We start from the raw sequence: 23,316 nt of genomic DNA, 5'->3' as shown, positions 1-23,316 counted from the left end.
TTTAGAAACTTAAGAATATTCAAAATTGCAACGCCTTAATTTATGTATACTTTCGAGCCTTTTCTTCTATTAAAAAATCTGGCATTTACACCCAAAAGACTTTTAAATGTTCTAACTAAATCCTCTTTAAATATATTGTTTGTTTTCAAATTGAATTCTAAATGATAAGATTCTTTTACTGATATAGACCCACAAGATAACAATAAACCTTTAAGAAAAGATCCAAAAATCAATGGATCTTTTTTTAAAGGTGGGGAAAATTTATTTTCATTTAAATAAAGATTGCTTTTCTTTAATATTTTATCTATTGTTTGATAGTTTAAGAATATAGAACCTGTTCCACCAAGATTTAACCTTTTTTCGTTGTTAAATTGTACTTCGAATTTATCAGTGAACGAATATTTGCAAAGTTTATACAATCTTTTAAAACTATTCAAAGATGTTATGGATATTTTTATTAATTTTTCAGATTCTTTTTCAATAATTTCGCCTTTTCCTATGAAAAAACCATAGAACTCAGCTTCTGGGAAAATATAATCACTATTCACAAGGCTCACTTTTAGCGCTTCTGAAAAGGAATTCATTGAACGCATTTTAAAATCAACTCTGATGTTTTTTTTGGATCATGTCTAATTTTTGGTTCCTCATCGTTTAAAATATAAACCAAATCAGATATCATTACTCTTCTATCTTCTTCCATATCTAATTTTACTGGGATAGATCCCATTCGTTGGTATCTCAGAATTATTTCATATGGTAAATTTGATTCGTTGGCTATAATGTAATCTAATTCTTCACCTAAATAATTTTCTAATTCTTGAACATGATCTTTTAAAGAATAATTGGTCGTTTCTCCTGGTTGTGTCATAATATTCGCAATATATACTTTCTTAGCTTTGCATAAATTGATTGCATTTCTTATTCCGTCTACCAATATATTAGGGATAATACTGGTATATAAACTGCCAGGTCCAAAAATTATTATATCAGCTTTTTGAATAGCCATAACGCTTTCATCAAATGCTTCGGCATTGCCGTCCAACCAGATTCTTTTTATATTTTTGTTTTTCAACACAATTGAAGTTTCCCCAAAAATGATCTCACCATCGTCAAGTTCTGCTACAAGTTTTAGAGAGTCCAAAGAAGCAGGAAAGACCCTTCCTCTTATTTTCAGAGCTTCCGACAATGTTTTTATAGCTAAGGGGAAATTATTACCGTTAATTCGAGTTAATGCTAGCAAAATTATGTTACCGAGATTATGATTTTTTAAGAATCCTTCATTAAATCGATATTTAAGTAATTTAGTCAGAAGGGTTTCTTGTTCAGCCAAGGCTAGTATATTGTTCCTGATATCTCCTGGGGGCAATATATTAAAATCTTCACGCAATATTCCGGAGCTTCCTCCATCATCTGTAACAGTGACGATGGAAACAATATCTATATCTTGATTCCATTTCAATCCCCTTAATATTTGACTTGTCCCTGTTCCGCCACCAATTGTTACTATATTTTTCACAGCATCAACCACCTAAAGAATATTTCCGTGTTATCTTTCTATGTCTCTATGATCTATGCTTACTTCTCTACCTTCATTTTTTAAAATTTCATAAACCTTTTGAGCAACGTAAACCGATCTATGTTGACCTCCTGTGCAACCTATGCAAAAATATGCTTCTATACGACCACTTTCAGAATATTTATCTTGGATGAACTTGGCTAAATTAGCAATCTTCTCAACAGTTTCATGAGTTTCTTTAAATTTTTCAAGGAATTCAATTACTTTCATATCTAAACCAGTAAGTTCATACATCTCTGGAAAATAAAAGGGGTTTGGGAGATATCTCACGTCAAAAACATAATCAGAGATTTGTGGAATACCGTTTTTAAATCCAAAACTGATAAAATTTAACTTTAATTTTTTCATATCTTCTTTTATCATCTGAAAGAATCTTTTTTTAAATTCAGTCGGTTCTGTTGAGGAAGTATCGATAACTATGTCACAAGAACTTTCTATTTCTGACATAACTTTCATTTCTTCATCTATGGCGTTTTCTAAGGAAAGACCTAACGGATGGGTCCTTCTGGTTTTTTTGTATCTATTGATTAACTCGCTTTTATCAGCTTTTAAAAAGACTTTATGAATTTCCATATTACATTTGGCTAAACTTTCAACATTTTTAAATAGTTCGTTCAATTTATCGGGATTTTTCCATCTGATATCACTGACAATAGCGAGTTTCTTAACATTACTTGTACATAAAATGTTTAAAAAATGCTCTATTAAATGGGGTGGTATGTTGTCAACTGTATAATACCCTTCGTCTTCAAGAGATTGTAATAATAAGGTTTTACCCGCACCAGATAAACCGGTTATTATGAAAACGGTTGGTTTTGTTTGCAAAATTATCAATCGCCCTTAAGTACTTTCTAATTCAATTTTTTTAAAAATAGGATGATACTTTACGTCTTTCATAAATATTTTGGAAAGCAATTTGAATTTCTCAGTATTTCCTGTAACTAAATAATTCACTCTAATTTTTCCATCTATTTTCTCTAATTTGATCTCATTTTTCAAAAAATCAACTATTCCCTCTGCAGGGTCAACGATGGAAGAATTCGTGTATTTTCTAATCTGGTTTTCCAAAATTGGATAATGAGTGCAACCTAATATTACCTTGTGGTACTTAGATTTGGAATCTTGTAAATAAAATCTCAAAACAGATTCTGCCATTTGTCCATCCCAATAACCTTCTTCTATGAGTGGAACGAACAAAGGGCATGCTTTTTCTTCGAGATTGGTTATTTTTTTCTTTATAAGAGCTTCCTTATAAGCACCCAAATTAATAGTGTTTTCGGTTGCTAATAAAAGAACAGAATCGTTTCTTTCTACTGTTTTTATGGCGTTTTCTATTATACTCACATATGTAAAGCTATAATTTTTCGTGTCAAAATTCGTTTTTTTTACAATGGAATCTGTTGTATTACATGCAGAAATCAAAAGCTCTACTTTCATCGTGTGAAAAAAAGACAGTATGTTTTTTAATTTTTCTCTTAAAAAAGGAATAGGCTTTGAACCATAAGGTACATTTAAATTATCAGCTAGATAAAAATACTCATGATTACCAAAATTTTCTATCACTTTTTTTAAAACCGTTAAACCACCGATTCCTGAATCAAAAAGACCTATTTTCATAACTGGAAAATATCTTACCCCCATTGTATGCTTTTACTTTGTTCCTTACTGTCTTCTTCGTTGCTTTTAAGTGCGGTATTCAACATATCGCTGAATTTATCAACCATATGTTTAATTTCTTGTTTTGTTCTTATACTGTTTAATCTTTCGTTTAGAAGCAATAGGAGAAAGATATAATCCACTTCTTCTCCACCGATTTTTTTTGCATAGGATTCAACTTCGGATTTTATGTTTTCTAAAATTTCGTTTATAACATCCTCAGGTTCGTCTACTTTATATTTATAATCTTTTCCTAAGATTTTTACTTCAATTGAGCGATAATTCTTCATGATTTTTCATCCTTAAATGTTTTTTATGAATCAATTAATACTGATTTTGATCCGGCTCATCTTGGAATGGGGTATTTGAAGATGCCGGATTATCAAATTCTCCAGTTCTAAACTCATCTCCTAATCTTGATATAAGGGAACTTTTTAACTGGTTTAGATGGTTTTCTATTTCGTCATTCTTTCTTCTTAATTCTTCTAGTTCACGTCCCATCTCTTCTTTTTCATTGTTTATTTTTTCATACTCACCGAACAATTCATCGTACTGAGTTTGAAGATCGTTTTTTTCTTTTTTTAATTCGTTGTATTTGTCGGCTAACGTTTCTAACATATTTTCCAATTCCTTCAAAACGTCCATTTGTACTTTCCCCCTTTATATAATAATTTGTTGAAGTCAAACTAAAGTTATTATAACACAGCTAGATGAAAAAAAACTAAAAATACAAATATTTTTAATTTTAAAACTAAAAAAACTAAAAGAGGCATAGCCTCTTTTAGTCTCTTGCTTTAACCAAAAATTTAATTGCCGTTCTCTCTTCCCCTTCAATTTCAACATCCGAAAATGCTGGAACACAAACCAAATCGATTCCGCTAGGAGCTACGTACCCCCTGGCTATTGCTATAGCTTTAACAGCTTGATTAACTGCGCCGGCTCCTATAGCCTGTAACTCAGCGATTCCTTTATCTCTAATTATAGCAGCCAAAGCACCGGCAACAGCAACTGGATTTGAGTTAGCAGCTACTTTTAGTACTTCCGTTTCTGCCATGAATGATACCTCCCTGTAATGTTTTGTTTATAATTTCGACTTATATAGAGCGAATGGCGCATCTGGTGGGATTTGAACCCACAACCTTCGGATCCGAAGTCCGACGCTCTATCCAGTTGAGCTACAGACGCTCTTCACTAGTAATAATTATACCTTAAATTGACTATTTAAATCAAGACCAAAAATTTTTAAATCATATGATATAATTTATTCGTGGAGGTAAGATCAGGATGAAAGTTAAAGATAAAGTTTTTTTAGCCTTAGATTTTGAAACAACTGGTTTGAACCCTGAGTTTGGAGATAGAATTATAGAAATTGCTGCCATCCCTATATACGATAAAAAAATTAATTTCAAATATGCATTTCATACCTTGGTAAATCCAAATATATTCATACCGGGAGAGGTCTCGAAATTTCATAAATTAAATAATCAAGATATTTCTAACGCTCCATCTTTATCGGAAGTTTTTCCAAGATTTAAAGAGTATGTTGATGATTCTATAATTGTATCACATAACGTAAAAATGGATCTAAGGTTTTTAGATATTGCTGCAAAAGAAAGTGGAATGTTTTCAATTGACAATTACTATATTGACACTCTCGAGATTTCAAAATACTATTTTGATAAAGGTCCATACAATCTTGAATTCCTTTCGAAAAAGTTCAATTTAGGGATAAAACAATTTCATAGAGCTTGGGATGATGCTTTATCTACAGCCAAACTTTTCCAAAAATATATAAAACTTTTTTCTTTCGAAGCAATAACCAATTTTATTAAAAAATGGGGTGATTGATTTTGGTTAAGAATTTCATTATCGATACAAATGTTTTGATTCATGATCCTAACAGTATTCTCAATTTTCAAGATAACAATGTTTTGATTCCATTTCCAGTAATAGAAGAAATAGATAAGTTAAAAACAAGAAGCGATAAAGTTGCTAAATCCGCCAGAGAGGTTAACAGAATTTTAGATAGTTTTAGAAATGGAACACCATTACATAAAGGGATAAAATTGCCTAGCGGAGGTACATTGAAAATCTTAGCCCTCGAAAAAAATGATGAAAAACATAAAATTCCTACTTACCTTGGGGAATCAAAAGATGATTTCATATTATATTACGCCATGTTTTTGAAAAAAACAGACAACTTACCAACAATAATTGTAAGTAAAGATTTAAATCTGAGGATCAAAGCTGATGCATTAGGATTAGAAAGTCAAGATTATTTGACGGATAAAATAGATATAAAACTTCTGCCTGATGGTTATCATACAATAGAAAACCCGGAGAAAGAGGTTGAAAAGAAGAATGAATACGATTTTTCAGAATTAGGGTTCAAAGAAGAACCTTTTCCAAATACATATCTTAACTATGGAGACTTATTTTTAAGATATGATTCTAAGTCAAAGAAGTTTCAATCAATTTTGATAGATTTTGAAAGCGAAATTTTTGGAATAAAACCTAGAAATGTAGAACAAGTTTTTTCCTTGGATGCACTTTTAAACCCTGACATACCTTTTGTGACGCTAGTTGGTAAGGCTGGAACTGGTAAGACGTTACTAGCATTGGCAGCAGGGTTATACTGTGTGCAAGTTGAAAAGTTGTACAATAAGCTCTTGGTTTCAAAGCCTGTTATACCGATGGGGAAGGATATCGGATATATACCCGGAGATATAGAAGAAAAAATGCGCCCCTGGTTACAACCTATATATGATAATTTAGATTTGTTATTCAAGGGTAGCGGTAAAAAACCAGAAGAATATTTAACTAAGAAAGATTTATTAGAGATAGAGGTACTTTCATATATAAGAGGAAGAACAATCCCAAACCAATATATGATAGTTGACGAAGCTCAAAATTTAACCCCAGCTGAAGTAAAAACTATCTTAACTCGAGTTGGAGAAGGCACAAAAATTGTATTAACTGGAGACCCATATCAAATAGATAACCCCTATTTGGACAGTTCATCTAACGGTTTAGTCTACACCGCTTCAAAATTTAAAGAAAATCCTTTATCTGCCAATATTACAATGAAAAAAGGTGAAAGATCAGAATTAGCGACTGTATCTTCTGAAATTTTGTAGTATGAAGATAGCTAAAGACACCCAAAGGGGCGCTAAAACTAGTTACTAGGAGGAAAAATAAGTTAATGGAGAAAGAAAAATTGCATCCTGAATACGATATCTACATAGACATTGCAAAAGAAGACATTCACCTTTTAATTTATCTGGTCGAAGCTGAAGCTCACATAATGAACGTTAGAAAAAGACAAGAGAATGGATATTTTAAAATAATAGTGCCAGCAGGTTTAGTTGATGAAGCATTAACTTTACTCAACTCTTTAAAAAATTCTGACATAAAAGTGGAGGTTATAAGTATTGAACCGCATAACGGGATTATTTAAATACATTCCAATACCTAGAGAATATAGTCCTGATATATACTCTGTTGACTATGAAAAATTAAAAAAGCTTGGTTTCAATACTATTCTTATGGATTATGATTTTACAATTACTGTTTGGAGAGACGACAACATTCCCGACAAAACCGTGAATCTTTTAAACAAATTAATAAACGATGGTTTTAAAGTTGCAATAGTTACCAATGCCAAAAGGGAAAAGGTAAAAAGAATTGAAAAACTGACTAACGGAAGGGTAAAAGTACATACAAGTATGAAAAAACCTAATCCTAAAAAATTAAAATCTGTTTTAGAAGAGCTTGATTCCAAAGAATCAGAAACGGTTATTATAGGTGATCTTTTTATCACAGATATTAGCGCAGGAAATCGTCTGGGGTTGTATACGATTTTGATAAATCCATACACTTACGGCCTCGAAAATAAGTTTAAACAATTTATGGCTGGATTTACGAAATTTGCTTACAACGTGTTTTTTTATACGATAGGTTGGTTTTTTAGAGCTATTGATTTAGTAGGTCCAAATGAATTTGAAAAAAGTGTATTTGATATTGATTACCAGCACCTAAAAGAGAAGGGGTATAAAATTTTAGTTTTTGACTTTGATAATACCCTCAACGAATGGCATAGTGATTATTTACAACCAGAAGTCATTGACCTCTTTTTAAAATTAAAAGATCTCGGATTCTATATATTAATAGCAAGTAATAGTTCAAAAAAGAGTTTTAAGAATTTAGATATACAATTAAGTGAGTTAGGGGTAGATTTATTAACTTCTGCAATGAAGCCATTAAGGTTTAAAATCAGAAAAAAAATAAAGTTTCATGGTTACAAACCTGGGGAGGGCGTAGTGATTGGGGATCAACTTTTCACGGATGTTGCTTTGGGAAATGCCTTAGGATTTTACACAATAAAAGTTAACCCTCTGTCTAAAAAAGAAGGATTATGGACTCGAATTATGAGATTTTTTGAAAGAATAGCGTTGAAATGGATAAGAAAAAAGCCGACCTTGATAAAGAACGAATAGTTTTTGAAAGTATCAAAAAGATGAAATCAGTTTTAATCTTGACTCTATCAATTTTTTCAGATAAATTGAAATAACCATTTTGATGAGATCAAATAATATAAAAGGTAATACACCTACCTTAAAAGATAGAAGAAGGCTTTCCGTATATATTCCTAACCAAATCCAACCTATAGAGTAAATTACACATAATCCTAATAAACCAGAGGAATAATCTGAAAAACCTTTTTTGAATTTAAGAAAACTAATACAAATAGCAGCTAAGGGGAAAGAAACTAAAAAACCACCAGAAGGTCCTAAAATGTGAACAATCCCTCCTGAGAAGCCTGCAAATACCGGTAAACCTATTACACCCAATAATAAGTAGATAATTTGAATAGCAAAAGCCTTTCTTGGAGAGAAAAAGTATCCCGTCAAAAACACAAAAAGTAGTTGAAGAGTAAAAGGTATAGGACCCAGTGGAATAATAATCTGTGAGCCTATACACATTAGAGAAACAAATATGGCTATTAAAGAAAGTTCTTTAGCTCTTATCGTTATTCCAGTTCTCCTTTCATTAAATTTTTTCAATAGTTTCATAGATTATATCAAAAAATATAAACATTGAGATAAAAGAAGGATTTTCAAAATAATCAGCTTTATTAAAAAGCGGGCCATAGGGCCCGCTTTGATTAAGCTCCGTACTTTTCTAGTTTTAAAGCATTTGCTAAAGCTAACGGCATAATATCCAAGGCTGATATCGTTCCAAGGGTTCCCTTTGCGCATTCATATTCATCAAAAGATACAGACAATCCTTTTCTTACATATTTCGAATAAATCAAAACAGGGACAGGATGCCAACTGTGTGCTTTGAGTAAAGCAGGAGTAGAATGGTCTCCGGTGATGATTAAAACATCTGGATTGAGGTTTAAAATTTCTTTCACAGCTTTATCGGTATTTTCAATTACTTTCACTTTTTCCTCAAAATTCCCATCTTCACCGTAGGAATCAGTTTTTTTCACATGAAAGTAGAAGAAATCATATTCATTCCATACTTTTTTCAATGTTTCGACCTCATCTTCTGTTGTTTGTCCTGCTTCTAACACTTCCATCCCTACTAATTTTGCAAGTCCTTTATACATAGGGTATGTGGCAATAGCAGCGGCCTTTAGTTTATAATTCTCTTCAAAAGATGGCAATAGAGGATGCTTGGAAAATCCTCGTAATAGTGCGAAATTCATTTTTGGTTGATCTTTCAACACTTCCCCTATCTCTTTTATCAATTTGTTCGCTATATTAGCCATTTTTTCTGAATCAGGATTGGTTGCCTTAGCCCATTCCATTGGCAGCCCTTCTCTTTGTGGATCAGCATCCGTTACTTCATCAAATAAGCCCTCTCCTGTAAATTTAACTACAAATCTATGTTCTTTCCCTGGATAGAAAGTAATATCAACATCTTCAATTTTTTTAATATTTTCGGAGAGAATTTCTACAATTTTCTTTGATTCTTCACTAGCTGGTCTTCCAGCTCTTCTATCGACTATTATTCCATCTTTTATTGTTGTCAAATTAGCTCTTGCAACAACGTCCTTTTTATTCACTTTTATTCCTAATCCAAGAGCTTCTAATATGCCTCTTCCTATGTCATACTTTAAGGAATCATAGCCAAAAAGAGAAAGATGCCCTGGACCGCTACCAGGAGTGACTCCTTGTAGAACAGGTACACTTTGCCCTAAATCACTTTCTTTGGCTAAAGCATCCATGTTGGGTTTGTATGCAGCTTGAAGAGGAGTTTTACCATCTTTTGGCAGATCTCCCAATCCATCCATGACAAGTAATACTATCTTTGAATCGGTCTTAACTACTAAGTCTTTTATAACTTGTTGTCGATCTAGACTATTCACTAATATTGCACCTCCGCTATTAATTTTTTTAATTGAATCCTTTAACGTAATAAAAACTCTATTTCTGCTATCATGTTGTTTAAAGCCCTTTCAACCGAAATTCTTCCTGTTAAGACATCATACACATTATTTTGTATAGGAAAAGAAATTTCTGTATATATAGGCGCTTTTGGTTTTAAAACTAAATTTTCTAAAGATGATCTGAAATTCAATAAATTAGGATCAACTTCAGAGATAGTTGGATCGTTAAATACTTCTAAATTAGTTGGTAAAAAGTTTAATTGTATTAATCTTTGTATTTGACTTTCTTTGGAAGTCAAATATTTTATAAATTTTTTTGCGGCCTCTCTTTCTTCATCAGAAGCGTTTGGGTTAATTGCCAAAGCTTTCCCTTCAAGCACAAATAGTTGTTGACTTATAAGATCAGTTTTCGGGATAGGGGCGATCCCTACCTTTCCATTAATATTCGAACCTTCGCTATTTAATAAATGCCAAGCATAACTCAAATTTCTCATAAAAACTGCATCGCCATTTTGAAATATATTTCTGCATTCTTCTTCTCTATACGTTGTTACGCCTTTTGGACTAATTTCTTCTGATATAATGTTATTTAAGAGTTTTAGGCTTTCTAAAGCTTTGTCTTTATTTTCTGCTTGTTCTAGAACAAAGTTATCTCCTTCGAATATCTTACCTCCATGAGAATAAAAAATTTCAAGGAAAAAAGTTGTTAACTCTTCGTATCTAGCACCGGGCCAAACAAATCCTTCTATTCCCTCTTTTTGAGAAATATCCTTTGCAATTGTAATCAATTCATCCCAAGTTTTCGGTACTTCATATCCATATTTTTCCAATAAATCCTTTCGATAATACAAAACACCTGTTTCAACATAATAAGGAATCGCTTTTATATCGCCATTAATTGTCACCATTTCTACGGTTTGTGGAATAAGATTGTTTACATCAAAATATTCAGTCTCTTGATTTAAGCTTACAAGGAAAGGTGAAAATTCATTTATCCACTCCATATCAAGAGATAAGATCGTAGGTTCTTTCGCATTGGTAACTACAAATGTCCCGTAAAATTTGTAAGTTGAACCTGGGTAACTAGGAATCAAATAAACTTCAACATCAATATCTGGATTTTGTTTTTCAAAATTCTCTATTTGGGAATTTAGTAACTCAATTTGATCTTCTATTGATTCAACGGCGATATTTATTTGAACAGCAAACAAGTTAATAAATAAAGATGTGACAATGAAAACAAACAATTTCTTCTTCATTTTACACACCCCCTCTTATTTTTATCTCAATTAAATTATATCATAAAAATAGCACTTGTTTTTTAAATGCAATTAATTTGTCAATTATAAAAAGCAGACCAAGTAGTCTGCCTTTTTTCAAAAATAAATCTTTTTATATTTTAAAACTTTCAAAAAATTATATCATAGTTTATTTAATGCAATGTTTTAATAAATGAAAAAATTATAAGTTATAATTTACGTAGATTGAGAAATTTTAGTGTTGCTAAATTTCAAATATATAATTTTTATTTTAAAGAACAGTGTGGGAAAGGCAATATTTGTAAAGTTTCAAAGTTCTTAATAAGCATACTTAAAATTACGAGGAGGAATAAACATATGAAATTAGAAGATAAGATGTTGAATGCCCTTAATGATCAAATAAACAAAGAAATTTTTTCCGCGTACCTCTATTATTCAATGGCAGCATATTTTGATTCAATGAATTTGGAAGGATTTGCTAATTGGATGAAAGTCCAGGCAAAGGAAGAGCTTACTCACGCCCAGAAGTTGTATGATTATATTTACGATAAAGGCGGCGTAGTAGAATTAGATAGTATTGATAAACCAAAGAAAGAATGGGAGAACCCCCTAGAAGCCTTCAAAGATGCATATGAACATGAGCTTTCAGTTACACAATCTATCGATAAGTTGGTTGATTTAGCTAAGGAGTTAAACGATCATGCAACTCAAAATTTTCTCCAATGGTTTGTAAACGAACAAGTTGAAGAGGAAGCTAATACAAAGAAGATTGTAGATACTTTGCAAATGATCGGTGAAAGCAAAACCGCTTTGTTCATGTACAATGGTCAACTAGGTAGTAGGCAGTAGAATATAGAATAATTCAATAAAATAGACTATTACAAACAACAGGGAGTTTACTCCCTGTTGTTTGATAGTTCTTTCAAACTTTCCAATACCTCTAAAACATGATCTTTTACTCTCACATTTTCCCATACTTTTTTAATTATTCCATTTGGATCTATCAGAAATGTTGATCTGACAACTCCCCAATTTTCTTTACCGTAATTCTTCTTAAGTTGCCAAACACCAAATTTTTCGAGAATGGAATGTTCAGGGTCACTTAGCAAAATCACTTTTAAATTGTGTTTTTCTTTAAAGTTTGCATGTTTTTCTTCAGTATCGGGACTTACTCCAACTATTTGGCAATTATATTTTCTAAAATCCTCTAAGTAGTTTGAAAAATCAACGGCTTCTTTAGTACAACCAGGAGTGTTATCTCGCGGATAGAAATAGAGCACAAGCCATTTTCCAATAAAATCCCTGCTATTAATCTGATTACCATCAGCATCTTTAAGTGAAAACTCTGGGATTTTATCGCCTATTCCAAAATTTAAATATCTCATTTTAAACCCCTTCCTTTTTTTAAAAAGCGAGTCCTCCACCACCTATTCTAAATGTGATATATGGACCTGTGGGTCCAAAATTTGGTACACTTCCAATGGTTCTATCGGATAATTTCCAATCACTTACCCATCCCACTGGGGCATATGTGTACCCTGCTGCTAAACCAATAGCTAAACCTCCAGCTGCCTCATCATCACTAAAAGATAATATGTAATCAGCATTTATTCCTACTTTAAAGATAGGAAATTCGGTATAAAGAGTATTTTCGTTGAAAGTGGACAAAGTGTCTTCAAAATCTGTAGAATCAGGGTCTTGGGAAATTTTCAAGGATATTTCACCACCACCAATACCTCCAAGAACATACATTCGAAAAGCTTGTTTAGAAAAAATCAAATAACCAATATTGAATGTTCCATAACCAATGTCGAGGTGTACCGTATTCCCACTAGATTTCTCTTTAGTAGCTATACCGTATCCTTCTCCACCTATTATAAATCTTCCCATTACTCCATAACCCCCACCCCCGTTAGCCAAAGCCACTTCACTTAATTCAGGAAGTCCAGCGGCTTTTAACTGTGTATTTAATTCTTTAACATCAAGCCACTGAGCACCAATATCTCCACCACCAAGTCCTCCATACTGACCGTTTTTCACTTCTTGTGAAAACACTAAACCTACTAAAATAATAATCAACGATATTAACAAAACAGTCTTTTTCATATTTCCCCCTCCATTTGTAAAAAATTTTGTTACACCTGATTATATAAAAATTAAATGAATTTAAACTAAAGAAATATTAAGTTTATTTTAGAGCAAAAATAAAATCATCCTTTTTATAAGTTTTTTATTTAGAGTCTGTGGAATTAATGGATATGTTTAGTTAGAAAGCCATGATATACATCACTAATAAATGAGTTACCCACAATGCTAAAGCCATTGATATTTGTATTTTTATAACTCGATACTTATCTTTCATTTCCAAAAGAGCAGCCGGAACGATATTAAAATTAGCTGCCATGGGAGTCATTAAAGTTCCACAGTAACCTGCGGACATAGCCAAAACAGCTATTGTTGCAGGATCTGCACCATGAATCTGGATTACAATTGGGATACCTATCCCGGCAGTGATGACCGCGAAGGCAGCAAAAGCATTCCCCATAATTATTGTAAATAGAGCCATTCCGAATGCGTAGGCAAAAAGTGCCCAAAACAGATTCTGAACCGGGAATATAATTTCAATCCCACGAGCGATTATTTCCCCAACTCCAGCCTGATTGAACAACGCCCCCAATGCTCCTAAATAGGGTGGAAGGACCAAAGCCCAACCAATAGCATCGCTGGTTGATCGACCAGAGTCTAATATATGATCAAATGTTTCCTTTGGAATAAACAATCTATTTAATATTAATGCAATGACGCTTCCAAATCCTAAACCAATTAAAGGATTCCATCCAACAACAGCGAACAAAATGGCCACACCTGAAATGATTAAAATAGGAATTAATAATTTGTTTCCAAGTTCTTTTCTTCTTTTTTCTTTAAATTCTTTTGATGTGTTGAAATAGGTACCTTTTCCTATTTTTCCAATACCCGCATCAATTGCAATTATAACAACCAAAATACCGGAAATGACTGGTGGTAACCATTTTCCAAAAATAAATAAAATAGCTAATATGATCCAAAAAATGATAGTTCCGATTTTTTGTTGATGTTTTTCATCTTTCCAAGTTAGGTATGCGTAATACAGCAACATTAATCCGATTATAATATAGAAAATTTCTAATGTACTTGTGGAAGAGAAGAATTCTTTCATTATTTACTCACCCCTTTGAATCGTCTATCTAGAATCATAAAGTAAATAAATCCGTAGATAGCGGCAACTATAGCCATAGGAATGGCAGCTTTGGCTAAACTAGTTAAACTCAGCTCAAAACCCATTTCACCCATAACTCCTTGAATTAGCAGAAGTCCAGCTGAAGCAGGGAAAACGTTTTGTGCGAAGAAATTTCCTATATTTTCTGATGCGGCAGTCATTGCTTTAATTTGCTCTTCATCATCCTCACTAATTTTAGCATTTCCCAAAGATCCTCTTGCCATAGGATAAATTAAAGGTCTTACGAATGCAGCGTGTCCTCCTATTCTTATGCCTATTGCTACAAAAACCTCTCGTATGAGTTGGTAGATATAAGCTATTCTTCCAGGAGTAGCTGCTCTTAATTTAGATATCAAATGTCCCATTTGTTCCATAAGACCATGTCTTTCCGTGATTCCGATAGCTGGTAACATAATTAAAAATAGAATCATAGTTCTATTAGCGATAAATGATGAACCGATTACCTCAAGAATTTGCACTACGCTTAATCCACCTAATAGTCCAGAAACAAAACCACCTAAAAGAACAGATATAAGCGGATTGATGTTGAACTTACTTCCTAAAGCTAAACCTAAAACAACGATTAAAACCCCTAAAACAGGCAACCAATCCATCTCTAGACCTCCTTTTTTAAGATTTATAATTTCATAGTTTGTTGAATTGCTATTTTCACAGCTTTTACTTGTAAATCTAACGGCAAGCAAGGTAAGTTTTGACCATTTGTGAGAAATTTGTCAACTACTTGTTCTGGAAGATAAGGAACATGAATAAAACCTGTCTTGGCAGGAAATCCGAATTTTGCCGAATGGTATAAACTTAAATACATAACTTCGTTGCAGACGTACAATCCGGCAGTATTAGAAACAATAGAGGGTATTCCTTCTTTCTTTAATTCGTTAACTATTTCTTTTATGGGTAGTTTAGTAAGGTAAGCTGTTTCCCCATCTTTTCTTAATTGCTCATCTATTGGTTGATAATTTTCATTATCGGGGATTCTAGCATCCATTAGGTTTATAGCTACTCTTTCCAAACTTATACTGCTTCGACCAGCTGCTAATCCTAAATGTATTGCGATATCAGGTTTATGTTCTGCCAATAAGTTCGCCAAGCTCTCATCAGCTTTTTTGAACACAACGGGCAGGACCTTTGTAACTATTGAAACTCCTTCTAACTCTTCGTTTTCCAGAGAGTCGATAATTTTTTCTGTTGGATTTATTTTATCGCCCCCAAAAGGTTCAAAACCGGTAACTAAAACTTTCATAAAATATAGCCTCCTTTTTAAATTTTACGTACGGTCTTTAGGAACTCTAAAACATGTGTTAGCACCCCTTTGCCCCACTCCCCACCCATAAGGATAAAGGAATTTCCATCCCCTTCATATACCAAAAGCGGACCACAGTCCGCCTTTTGGTTGTATTAATTATATCATTTTTTCTTTTGAAAAGAAGCAAAAGCCTCTTTCCAGACGTCATGTTCTTTAGGCTCAAAAATTTGAAAGTCGAAAGATCTTTTTATTAAGTTCCTTGCTTCTTCAAAGTTTTTAACAAATTGTAAAGCGTATAACTGGGAAACTAAGTTACCCACTGCGGTTCCTTCAATAGGCCCAGTTAAAACAGTGAGTCCTGTTGCATCCGCAATGAATTGACAAAGTAATTTATTTCTGGTTCCTCCACCTACCGCATGAACTCTTTTAAAATCGATTTTCAATATCTTTGCTAGTTTTTCTTTAACTTCATTTACTTTGAAGGCAATCCCTTCCAATGCCGTTCTTATAACTTGAGATGTTTCATTTAAAACGGTATCATTATCTTTTATAGACTGCTGAATTATTGCCTGTATCATGTCTTGAGGATTTTGTAAAGAAGGATCATCTACATTGATATAAGAAGAAAATGGTTTTGCATTCTGTGCCATATCTGTAATTTTTTGATAAGTATCGCTGTTGTCCGGCAAGTTAAGACTTTTTATAATGCCCTGAATTAACCACATGCCTGTAACGTTTGCCAATATTCTAAAGGATCCATCCAAACAACCCTCTGCGGCTAAATTGTTTTCCATGAGTTCTTTGTTGAAGGGGACCTCTTTAACAATAGCACCGGTCAAGCACCATGTTCCTAAGCTAATGAACAAGGTATCTGAGGGGTCTGAAGCGATTGCGGCATAGGCTGATCCAGTATCATGACTTGCTGGCAGAATAACATCTATGTCTGAATTATTATTTAAAACATCTTTTTTTATTTTACCAATTTTCGTACCAGCAGGGACTATTTCAGGTAATATATCAGGAATGTCAAACTTTTTCATGATTTCTTCGTCCCACTTTCTTTTTCTATGGTTATAAATTTGGGTAGTTGTAGCCATTGTGAAATCAATAGCTTTTTCACCTGTTAAAAAATAATTTAATAACGAAGGGATCATCAAAAGGTCTTTTGATATTTTGACAAAATCTGGAGCGTATTTTTGGTAAGCTAATATTTGGTACAATGTATTGAACGGTTGAAACTGTGTTGGAGAGTGTTCATATATCCATTTCTTGCCAGCTCTTTCTATTGCCTCTTGCATTATATTAGTCTTAAACATATTCCTATAATGAACTGGATTGTTTATTAAATAACCGTTTTCGTTTAAAAGTCCGAAGTCCACTCCCCAACTATCTATTCCTAAAGATAGAATCTTTTGATCATTTTTTTGAGCTATTTGAATGCTCTCAATTATATGATTATATAAATTCAAAATGTTCCAATAAGATATTCCACTTATTTCAACGGGTGAATTTGAAAAACGGTTTACTTCACTCAATATAAGTTTGTCATTCTGTATGTTACTTGCCATTACTTTTCCACCTGACGCCCCGAGATCGATAGCTAAGTGTAGATATTTCAAGATTATCACCTTTTCTTTGAAAATTTTTTTAGAATAACTTTCCTGGGTTCATGATGTTATTAGGGTCAAATGTCTCTTTTACCTCTTGCATCCATTTGTACTGTTTTGGTTTTGTTTTTTTTAATAGCTCTTTTTTTATGAACCCTACTCCGTGTTCCCCGCTTATGGCACCACCCATTTGGGCGGCTTTCATCGCTATTTTTCCAAGGATCTCTTCAGATAAAGTTTTCCATTCATTTGGTGGGAGATTTTTTGGTTTTAATGGTGCAGGATGGAGGTTACCATCGGCTGCATGCCCTGCAACCGGGATATCTATTTTGAACTCGTTGGATACTTCATTGATATATTTCATCATTTCAGGAATCTTAGATGTTGGTACTACGACATCTCCAGTAGGTACATATGGATCTACAGCTTTTAAGCTTTCCAACCAGTTTCTTCTCATACGCCATATCTTTTCTGAGTTACTTCTGTTATCTGCTATGAATACATCTTTTGCTCCGTTTTTTTGTAAAGCTTTCCCGCCTTTTTCGTACAATTCTTCAATCTCTTGTAAGCTCGTTGCCTCGTATTGAACTATGAGATAAGATTCTACCTCGTCCTGGTATGGTAATTTCATTCCCGTGTATTTTGAAGCATAGTAAATGGATTTCTTGTCTATGAATTCTATTCCTGAGGGTAAACTCTTTGTCTCGACCATTAATGGTGCGACATTGCTTATAGCCTTTTCTACACTTTCAAAGGGAACCAGCAGGTCAACAACTTTTCCTGGTTGGGGTATGAGATTTACGTATATCTTTGTGAATATTCCGAGCGTTCCTTCTGAGCCAATGAAAAGTTGTAATAGGTTGTAACCACTTGAATCTTTCCTTCTTTTTCCTCCAAATTCTACTATCTCACCGTCAGGCATCACTACCTCTAATCCCAATATATGATGAGCTGTGTTTCCATATTTTATTACTTTACTTCCACCTGCATTAGTAGCAACATTACCTCCAATGAAACTTGTTTCTACACTCATAGGATACCCTGCGTAGTATAATCCCTTTTCTGATACAATTCTACATAGATCGTTTGTAACCACACCTGGTTCAACCACAGCAACTAAGTTTTCTGAATCTATTTCTATTATTTTGTTCATTCTCTCAAGTGATATTACTATACCTCCAAATATTGGTATATCCGCCCCAGCCAATCCACTACCAGCTCCTCTTGGTGTTATGGGGATCATTTCGTCGTTTGCCAGTTTTATTATTTGGGATATTTGCTCTTTGGTTTCCGGTTTTACTACAACCTCTGGCATGTGTGCGTAATACTCTCCACCTGATTCGTCGTTTGAATAACTTTTTAGACTTTCTGTATCATCGTATATCAATAGTGCATCGTTTTTTAATATTTTTCTCAACTTTTCAACGGTATTGGTAGTTACCTTTCTGTATTCATTCATTTTGATCACCTGATTTTATTTCTTTTTCTAACAGTGGCAATATATCAAAAGCATCACATACAATTCCAAGATCAGATACCTTGAAAATCGGTGCTTCTGGATCCTTGTTTATCGCTATAATATACTTAGATGACGACATTCCAGCTAAGTGTTGCACCGCACCGGATATTCCTATTGCTATGTACAGTTTTGGGCTGACGGTTTTTCCGGAAAGTCCCACTTGGTGTGAGTAGTCTATCCACCCCATATCTACTACCGCCCTTGTCGCTCCAACTGCACCTTCTAATTTTTTTGCTATATTTTGTAAGTATTTGAAGTTCTCGGGTTTTTTTAACCCTTTACCCCCGGCTACGATTACATCAGCTTGTTGAAGTGGTTGTACGCTGGTTTTGTCTTTTTTAAATTCTATCCAATTATATTTCGATTGATAGAGTTTTTGATCGTATTCTATTTTTGTTATTTTTCCTTTCCTGTTTTCGTCTTTAGATAAAGGCAGTTTTGATTTAGGTCTTACCGTAGCCATCTGTGGTTTTGTTATTGTTTTTATCTTCGCCATCACGTTTCCGCCTATAGCAGGCCTTATTTGTATCAGTGATCTTGTTTTTTCTTCTATTTCAAAATCTGTACAATCTGCTGTTAAGCCAGTGTTTAATTTTGCAGCAAGAGCAGGCATGAGAGTTCTTCCCTTTGTAGTTGCAGATGCTAGTATTATTTCAGGTTTAAAATCTTCTACCATTTTTTTAAGTATGTTTGTGTGTACATCTGGATAAAAATGTTCCAATTTTTCATCTTCAACATAGTACACGTTGTCAGCCCCATGTTGAATAAGGCTATCCAAATTTTCCGCTTTGTTTGATATTACTACACTTGATAGTTCAACGTTCAATTTTGTGGCTAAGTCCTTTCCCCATGAAAGCAGTTCGTACGATACCGTTTCTATTTTTCCATCGTTTACCTCCGCTATCGTCCATACGCCTTTGTATTCTTGATTCATGATATCACGCCTTTTTCTTTTAGAAAGCTTGTTATTTTTTCTAGAGCTTCTTGTGGAGTTTTTACTACTACTTTTTCTCCATTTCTTGATATCTTTGGATAGAATACCTTTACAACCCTTGTTGGAGATCCTTTAAGTCCTAACTTTTCTTCCTCTATTTTTAACTCTTGATTGCTCACTATTTTTATAATACTTTTCTTAGCTTTGAGTTTGTTTTCTAAATTCGGTAATCTTGGTTCGTTTATCTCTTTCACAACTGTTATTAAAGCCGGTAACTGAGTTTGGATGATTTCGTTTCCACCTTCTATAGCCCTTTGAACGGTTATTGTATCGTTTGTAATGTTAATTATCTTGTTGACATAGGTTAGTATAGGGATATCTAACTGTGTTCCAACGGATGGTCCTACTTGACCTGTTTCTCCGTCTGTTGCCCTTTCACCGGCGAATATTATATCGTATTGCTTGTCTTTTAAATATTGAGTCAACGTATAAGCGGTTGCCAAGGTGTCCGCACCTGCAAACTTTCTATCAGTTAACAATACTCCTTCATCACATCCCATTGATATTGCTTCTTTTAGTGCGTATTCTGCTGAAGAAGGCCCCATCGTCACAACCGTTATTTTAGTTTGTGGTGTATTTTCTTTAATTCTTACCGCTTCTTCGACTGCATACATGTCCAATGGGTTGAGTTCGGATTCCAATTCACTTCTTATCATTGTGCCAGTTTCCTCATCTATCTGTACCTTGTCAGTGGAAGGTACTTGTTTGACTAATACACATATTTCCATTAAAGATGGCTCCTTTTCAATTTTTTATCTTTCCAACAACATAAGGTCCTTGAGGAATTACCGCTATCTTGGCGCCGTGCCCTTTTAATTTTAAAGCGTTTTTTAATCCTTCTTCTAAACTGTTGATTTTAGTTGAAAAAGTATACTTGTACTCTTCCTCATCCAACGATGACAACATGAAAATGTTTTTTGTTTTTTCTAATACTTGAGTTAACTTTTGTACCTCCCATTGATCACTTTTGAAAGTTTCAGGAGAATCATGGCTTTTTAAAAATTCTTTTATTCCTTTTTCTTTTACTTCTAAAAGCAATTCTTTAAACTCTTTTTTCCCGATACCTTTTTCGCATTTAGAAGCCATTATTATAACTCCATCGGGTTTTAATATCTCTGAAGCTTCTACCAAGCCTTTAACGGTTTGATAAAAGTTTTGGTCTAAAGGGTACCCAGCATTTGATGTTATCACTATATCCACAGGTTCCTCTATTTTCACTATTGAATCATATGCTACCATTCTACAACCTACTTCGTGAGCTTGAAAGATATCACCTGCATAAATCCCGGTCACTTCTTTTTTGGCGTTTAAAGAAACATTTACTATGAAATCACAACCAGCCATCATAGCTACTTCTCTAGCCATCTTATCAACAGGGTTATTTTCTAACTGACAACTTTTTGAATTTGGATCTCCCATCGCCTTAACGCCATGAAATACTTTCAAGGTTTCAATGCCAACTATTCCTGGGCAGATTGATTTTCTTCCCCCTGAATATCCTGCCATAAAATGAGGCTCTATTAAACCTGTACAGATTTTTAAGTCCGCTTCTAAATATTTTTTATTCACAATGGCAGGACAACCAGAAGAAGTTTCTCCAATCTTCTTCAATTGAGTATCATCGTAAGCGTCGTGATTAATTATTTTTATATTTTCATCCAAAACTTCTTTACCAACTAATTCTTCAAACATACTTTCTGGGACTGGTTCATGTGAACCATTTGCGATTAAGATTGTTATATTCTCCTTTTTAATGCCAGCAAACCTCAAATCAAAGATTATATAGGGCAAAATAAGAGAATTTGGCACGGGTCTTGTGGTATCCGAAATAACTATGCAACAATCCTTTTTCCTTTTAGCTATGGTTTTAAGAGAGGAGGTGCCAAAAGGAAGGCCTAAGGATTTCATCATCTCAATGTCAAAAGCATCCCCTAAGCCTCTAAATTCCCGCTTTTTTAATAAAGAAACATTTAAATTTTCATCTAAATCTAAGATCTTTTTTTCTTTACCGTAGGGAATCTTAACTTTCATTTTTCACACCTTCAAAATTATTTTCATTTTTTGGGACAATTTGCTAAAACTGTCGCTTTGTACCTGACTCTACAAATTCACCGTTTAAAAATAGTTTGTATCTTCTTATTTGTAATACCTTCTATTTTATCTCCCCAAGCGGTTGAATGAGTGACATTTTTCTCTAAATCATCTTATTCAAAAGGGGTAAAAACGTTATTTCTTTTCTAATTCAAAGTAATATTGACCACTACCTAAATTTAAGATTATATTTTCTTCATTATACTCTTTTAGTTTAATATCATTTCTTTCTTTAAAATCTTTAATTTGTTCGTTGTCGAACAATAATTCTCTTTCTTCTTTCAAGTTAAATTCATTCCATAATTTGGGGATAAATACGTCAGCTTCCGTTCCTAAAGGTATTACTACTGAGAGTTTAAATAAATTTTCTCCCTTTTCCCATGAAACCTGAAATTCGCCTATTATTGTTTTAATTTTTGCTGAGGCAAATTTTTCTTCTCCAACTAAATGTGGTTTGATTCTAGCTTTTTTCCAGCCATCTTTTTCTAAAGATATTCCAGCCAAATATTTGTAAAAAAAGGTATCTACAGAACCTAACATAATATGATTTTGTGAGTTCATTCCTCCAGCTTCTAACTTTTCCCACCTCTCCCAAACGGTTGTTGCGCCTTCTTTAATCATGTATCCCCAGCTGGGATAGCTTTCTTGAGTTGCTATTCTAAATGAGAGGTCTGAGTATCCATTCTCACTCAGTACATCGAATAAATACCTTGTTCCCACTATTCCTGTATCTAGGTGAGAATCCTGATGCTCTACAATATTGTTTATCAATTTCTCTAAAATAAATTCTTTTTTATCATTCGGAACCATGTTATAGTATAAAGGAAGAATTTGAGATGTTTGAGAAATTAATCGATCTACCGGTCCAAACATTCTACTTTCGTAACCATAATCTTTAAGAAAGTAGTCATTAAAAGATTTTTTAATGTTTTCAGATAATTCAAAGTAATGTTGAGCATCTTTTTCTTTTCCTAAAACCTCAGCAATTTTTGAAAAGAGGTAAACGTCATTGTAGTAGTACCATGTTGAAGTAAACTCTACAGGGGTCTTTTTAGGAGATATAGCTCCTGGAGGGCACCAATCACCAAATTTGCCCAATTTTTTTAACAAATTGTTTTCACTACTCTTATGTAAAAACTCTACGTACTTTTTCATAGATTCGTAGTGATCTGACAAAACTTTTTCATTTTTATAGTATTTATACAAGTACCAAGCTATCGTTATGTAAGCTGTTCCCCATGCGGGATCTGCCGGATAAAGTTTTATATAGGCGGGTACAACATCAGAAATTGAGCCATCCTCTTTTTGTGATAATTTTATCTCTTGAAGATAATTTTCATAAAAAAGGCTCATATCAAAATTGTATATCGCTTCTTCCGCAGATAATTGTGCATCTCCCATCCATCCAAATCTTTCGTCACGCTGAGGGCAATCTGTGGGAATACTATGTAGGTTACTCAATTGTCCCCACAATATATTTTTATGGATTTTATTTATAAGTTCATTTGAACAATAAAAGTCACCAACCTTTTCTACATCTGAATGAACAAAACGTCCTTCTATATTATCTATTGTAGGAACAAATGGTGATCCACTCACTTCCACATATCTAAAACCATGGTAAGTAAATCGTGGTTCGTAGCTTTCTTTACCTTCGCCTTTTAGGCTATATATATATGTCTCTTCAGCTTTAC

At 33.4% G+C, this 23,316-nt stretch carries 26 protein-coding genes and 1 tRNA gene; 5 read left to right on the top strand and 22 right to left on the bottom strand.

The features are described 5' to 3' along the window. Positions 1-35 precede the first annotated feature (35 nt). The 8 genes from AA81_RS00920 to AA81_RS00885 form a co-directional block, all read right to left on the bottom strand. On the bottom strand, positions 36-557 hold the full coding sequence (locus AA81_RS00920; RefSeq protein ID WP_169999570.1) for a hypothetical protein: 522 nt from the start codon (positions 555-557) through the stop codon (positions 36-38). Positions 558-580: 23 nt separating this feature from the next. After that, the gene (locus tag AA81_RS00915) at positions 581-1,516 is read right to left on the bottom strand and encodes a gluconeogenesis factor YvcK family protein (protein ID WP_103078902.1); all 936 of its coding nucleotides are present in this window, start codon (positions 1,514-1,516) and stop codon (positions 581-583) included. Positions 1,517-1,546: 30 nt separating this feature from the next. Next, positions 1,547-2,401 carry an RNase adapter RapZ gene (gene rapZ / locus AA81_RS00910; protein ID WP_169999569.1) on the bottom strand — a complete coding sequence of 285 codons (855 nt, stop codon included), beginning with the start codon at positions 2,399-2,401 and terminating at the stop codon, positions 1,547-1,549. Between the two features lie 15 nt (positions 2,402-2,416). Next, positions 2,417-3,193, bottom strand: coding sequence for a glutamate racemase (gene murI, locus AA81_RS00905; RefSeq protein WP_245857192.1), 777 nt, complete (start codon positions 3,191-3,193; stop codon positions 2,417-2,419). Positions 3,194-3,207: 14 nt separating this feature from the next. Continuing rightward, positions 3,208-3,522 (bottom strand): cell division protein ZapA, encoded by a 315-nt coding sequence (gene zapA / locus AA81_RS00900; protein ID WP_103078899.1) that lies wholly within the window; start codon positions 3,520-3,522, stop codon positions 3,208-3,210. Between the two features lie 34 nt (positions 3,523-3,556). Next, positions 3,557-3,877, bottom strand: coding sequence for a coiled-coil domain-containing protein (locus AA81_RS00895; RefSeq protein WP_103078898.1), 321 nt, complete (start codon positions 3,875-3,877; stop codon positions 3,557-3,559). 136 nt (positions 3,878-4,013) lie between these two features. After that, positions 4,014-4,286 carry a stage V sporulation protein S gene (locus AA81_RS00890; RefSeq protein WP_103078897.1) on the bottom strand — a complete coding sequence of 91 codons (273 nt, stop codon included), beginning with the start codon at positions 4,284-4,286 and terminating at the stop codon, positions 4,014-4,016. A 54-nt stretch (positions 4,287-4,340) separates the two neighbouring features. Continuing rightward, positions 4,341-4,417 (bottom strand) — tRNA-Arg (locus tag AA81_RS00885). Positions 4,418-4,516: 99 nt separating this feature from the next. On the opposite strand from AA81_RS00885, the gene AA81_RS00880 reads away from it, so the two are divergent. The 4 genes from AA81_RS00880 to AA81_RS00865 all read left to right on the top strand — a co-directional run bounded on the left by AA81_RS00880 (position 4,517) and on the right by AA81_RS00865 (position 7,728). Next, positions 4,517-5,080 (top strand): 3'-5' exonuclease, encoded by a 564-nt coding sequence (locus AA81_RS00880; protein ID WP_103078896.1) that lies wholly within the window; start codon positions 4,517-4,519, stop codon positions 5,078-5,080. 2 nt (positions 5,081-5,082) lie between these two features. Continuing rightward, positions 5,083-6,369 carry a PhoH family protein gene (locus tag AA81_RS00875; protein ID WP_103076446.1) on the top strand — a complete coding sequence of 429 codons (1,287 nt, stop codon included), beginning with the start codon at positions 5,083-5,085 and terminating at the stop codon, positions 6,367-6,369. Between the two features lie 65 nt (positions 6,370-6,434). Continuing rightward, positions 6,435-6,689, top strand: a complete 255-nt coding sequence (locus AA81_RS00870) for a DUF4911 domain-containing protein (RefSeq protein ID WP_103078895.1) — start codon at positions 6,435-6,437, stop codon at positions 6,687-6,689. Next, positions 6,664-7,728 carry a YqeG family HAD IIIA-type phosphatase gene (locus AA81_RS00865; protein WP_103076444.1) on the top strand — a complete coding sequence of 355 codons (1,065 nt, stop codon included), beginning with the start codon at positions 6,664-6,666 and terminating at the stop codon, positions 7,726-7,728. The genes AA81_RS00870 and AA81_RS00865 overlap by 26 nt, the downstream gene beginning before the upstream one ends. 12 nt (positions 7,729-7,740) lie before the next feature. Here the strand turns inward: AA81_RS00865 and AA81_RS00860 are convergent, their stop codons facing one another. The 3 genes from AA81_RS00860 to AA81_RS00850 form a co-directional block, all read right to left on the bottom strand. Continuing rightward, complete coding sequence (locus AA81_RS00860; protein ID WP_211286454.1) at positions 7,741-8,304, bottom strand: biotin transporter BioY; 564 nt, start codon at positions 8,302-8,304, stop codon at positions 7,741-7,743. 92 nt (positions 8,305-8,396) lie between these two features. Next, entirely contained in the window at positions 8,397-9,608 is a 1,212-nt protein-coding gene (locus AA81_RS00855) for a 2,3-bisphosphoglycerate-independent phosphoglycerate mutase (protein ID WP_103078894.1), read from the bottom strand. Positions 9,609-9,649: 41 nt separating this feature from the next. Continuing rightward, positions 9,650-10,888: an ABC transporter substrate-binding protein gene (locus AA81_RS00850; RefSeq protein WP_103078893.1), complete on the bottom strand. Its 1,239-nt coding sequence runs from the start codon at positions 10,886-10,888 to the stop codon at positions 9,650-9,652. 357 nt (positions 10,889-11,245) lie between these two features. Here AA81_RS00850 and AA81_RS00845 point away from each other — a divergent pair, with 357 nt between their 5' ends. After that, on the top strand, positions 11,246-11,737 hold the full coding sequence (locus tag AA81_RS00845; protein ID WP_103078892.1) for a ferritin: 492 nt from the start codon (positions 11,246-11,248) through the stop codon (positions 11,735-11,737). Positions 11,738-11,784: 47 nt separating this feature from the next. Here the strand turns inward: AA81_RS00845 and bcp are convergent, their stop codons facing one another. From bcp to AA81_RS00790, 11 genes are all read right to left on the bottom strand, one after another. Continuing rightward, a complete protein-coding gene (gene bcp, locus AA81_RS00840; RefSeq protein ID WP_103897906.1) occupies positions 11,785-12,273 on the bottom strand; it encodes a thioredoxin-dependent thiol peroxidase in 489 nt (162 codons plus the stop codon). A 19-nt stretch (positions 12,274-12,292) separates the two neighbouring features. Further along, a complete protein-coding gene (locus AA81_RS00835; RefSeq protein ID WP_103897905.1) occupies positions 12,293-12,994 on the bottom strand; it encodes a hypothetical protein in 702 nt (233 codons plus the stop codon). Positions 12,995-13,154: 160 nt separating this feature from the next. Beyond that, positions 13,155-14,087, bottom strand: coding sequence for a DUF979 domain-containing protein (locus AA81_RS00830; protein ID WP_103078889.1), 933 nt, complete (start codon positions 14,085-14,087; stop codon positions 13,155-13,157). Further along, on the bottom strand, positions 14,087-14,761 hold the full coding sequence (locus AA81_RS00825; protein WP_103078888.1) for a 5-oxoproline transporter, DUF969 family subunit: 675 nt from the start codon (positions 14,759-14,761) through the stop codon (positions 14,087-14,089). Before AA81_RS00825 ends, AA81_RS00830 begins: the two co-directional genes overlap by 1 nt. 23 nt (positions 14,762-14,784) lie before the next feature. Next, positions 14,785-15,408: a pyroglutamyl-peptidase I gene (locus AA81_RS00820; RefSeq protein ID WP_103078887.1), complete on the bottom strand. Its 624-nt coding sequence runs from the start codon at positions 15,406-15,408 to the stop codon at positions 14,785-14,787. A gap of 164 nt (positions 15,409-15,572) precedes the next feature. Further along, positions 15,573-17,039, bottom strand: coding sequence for a rhamnulokinase (locus tag AA81_RS00815; RefSeq protein ID WP_281256281.1), 1,467 nt, complete (start codon positions 17,037-17,039; stop codon positions 15,573-15,575). Positions 17,040-17,058: 19 nt separating this feature from the next. Beyond that, the gene (locus AA81_RS00810) at positions 17,059-18,477 is read right to left on the bottom strand and encodes an FAD-binding oxidoreductase (protein WP_103897903.1); all 1,419 of its coding nucleotides are present in this window, start codon (positions 18,475-18,477) and stop codon (positions 17,059-17,061) included. Then, entirely contained in the window at positions 18,470-19,471 is a 1,002-nt protein-coding gene (locus AA81_RS00805) for an electron transfer flavoprotein subunit alpha/FixB family protein (RefSeq protein WP_103897902.1), read from the bottom strand. Before AA81_RS00805 ends, AA81_RS00810 begins: the two co-directional genes overlap by 8 nt. Further along, on the bottom strand, positions 19,468-20,259 hold the full coding sequence (locus AA81_RS00800) for an electron transfer flavoprotein subunit beta/FixA family protein (protein ID WP_103897901.1): 792 nt from the start codon (positions 20,257-20,259) through the stop codon (positions 19,468-19,470). Before AA81_RS00800 ends, AA81_RS00805 begins: the two co-directional genes overlap by 4 nt. Positions 20,260-20,275: 16 nt before the next feature. Next, positions 20,276-21,562 (bottom strand): nickel-dependent lactate racemase family protein, encoded by a 1,287-nt coding sequence (locus AA81_RS00795; protein ID WP_103897900.1) that lies wholly within the window; start codon positions 21,560-21,562, stop codon positions 20,276-20,278. 195 nt (positions 21,563-21,757) lie between these two features. Beyond that, on the bottom strand, positions 21,758-23,316 hold a 1,559-nt coding region (locus tag AA81_RS00790), incomplete at its 5' end, for a family 78 glycoside hydrolase catalytic domain (RefSeq protein WP_169999568.1).

The organism is Petrotoga halophila DSM 16923 (genome assembly GCF_002924615.1).
Note: the sequence above shows the minus strand (reverse complement) of the source record. Positions and strands in the feature narration are given on the sequence as shown.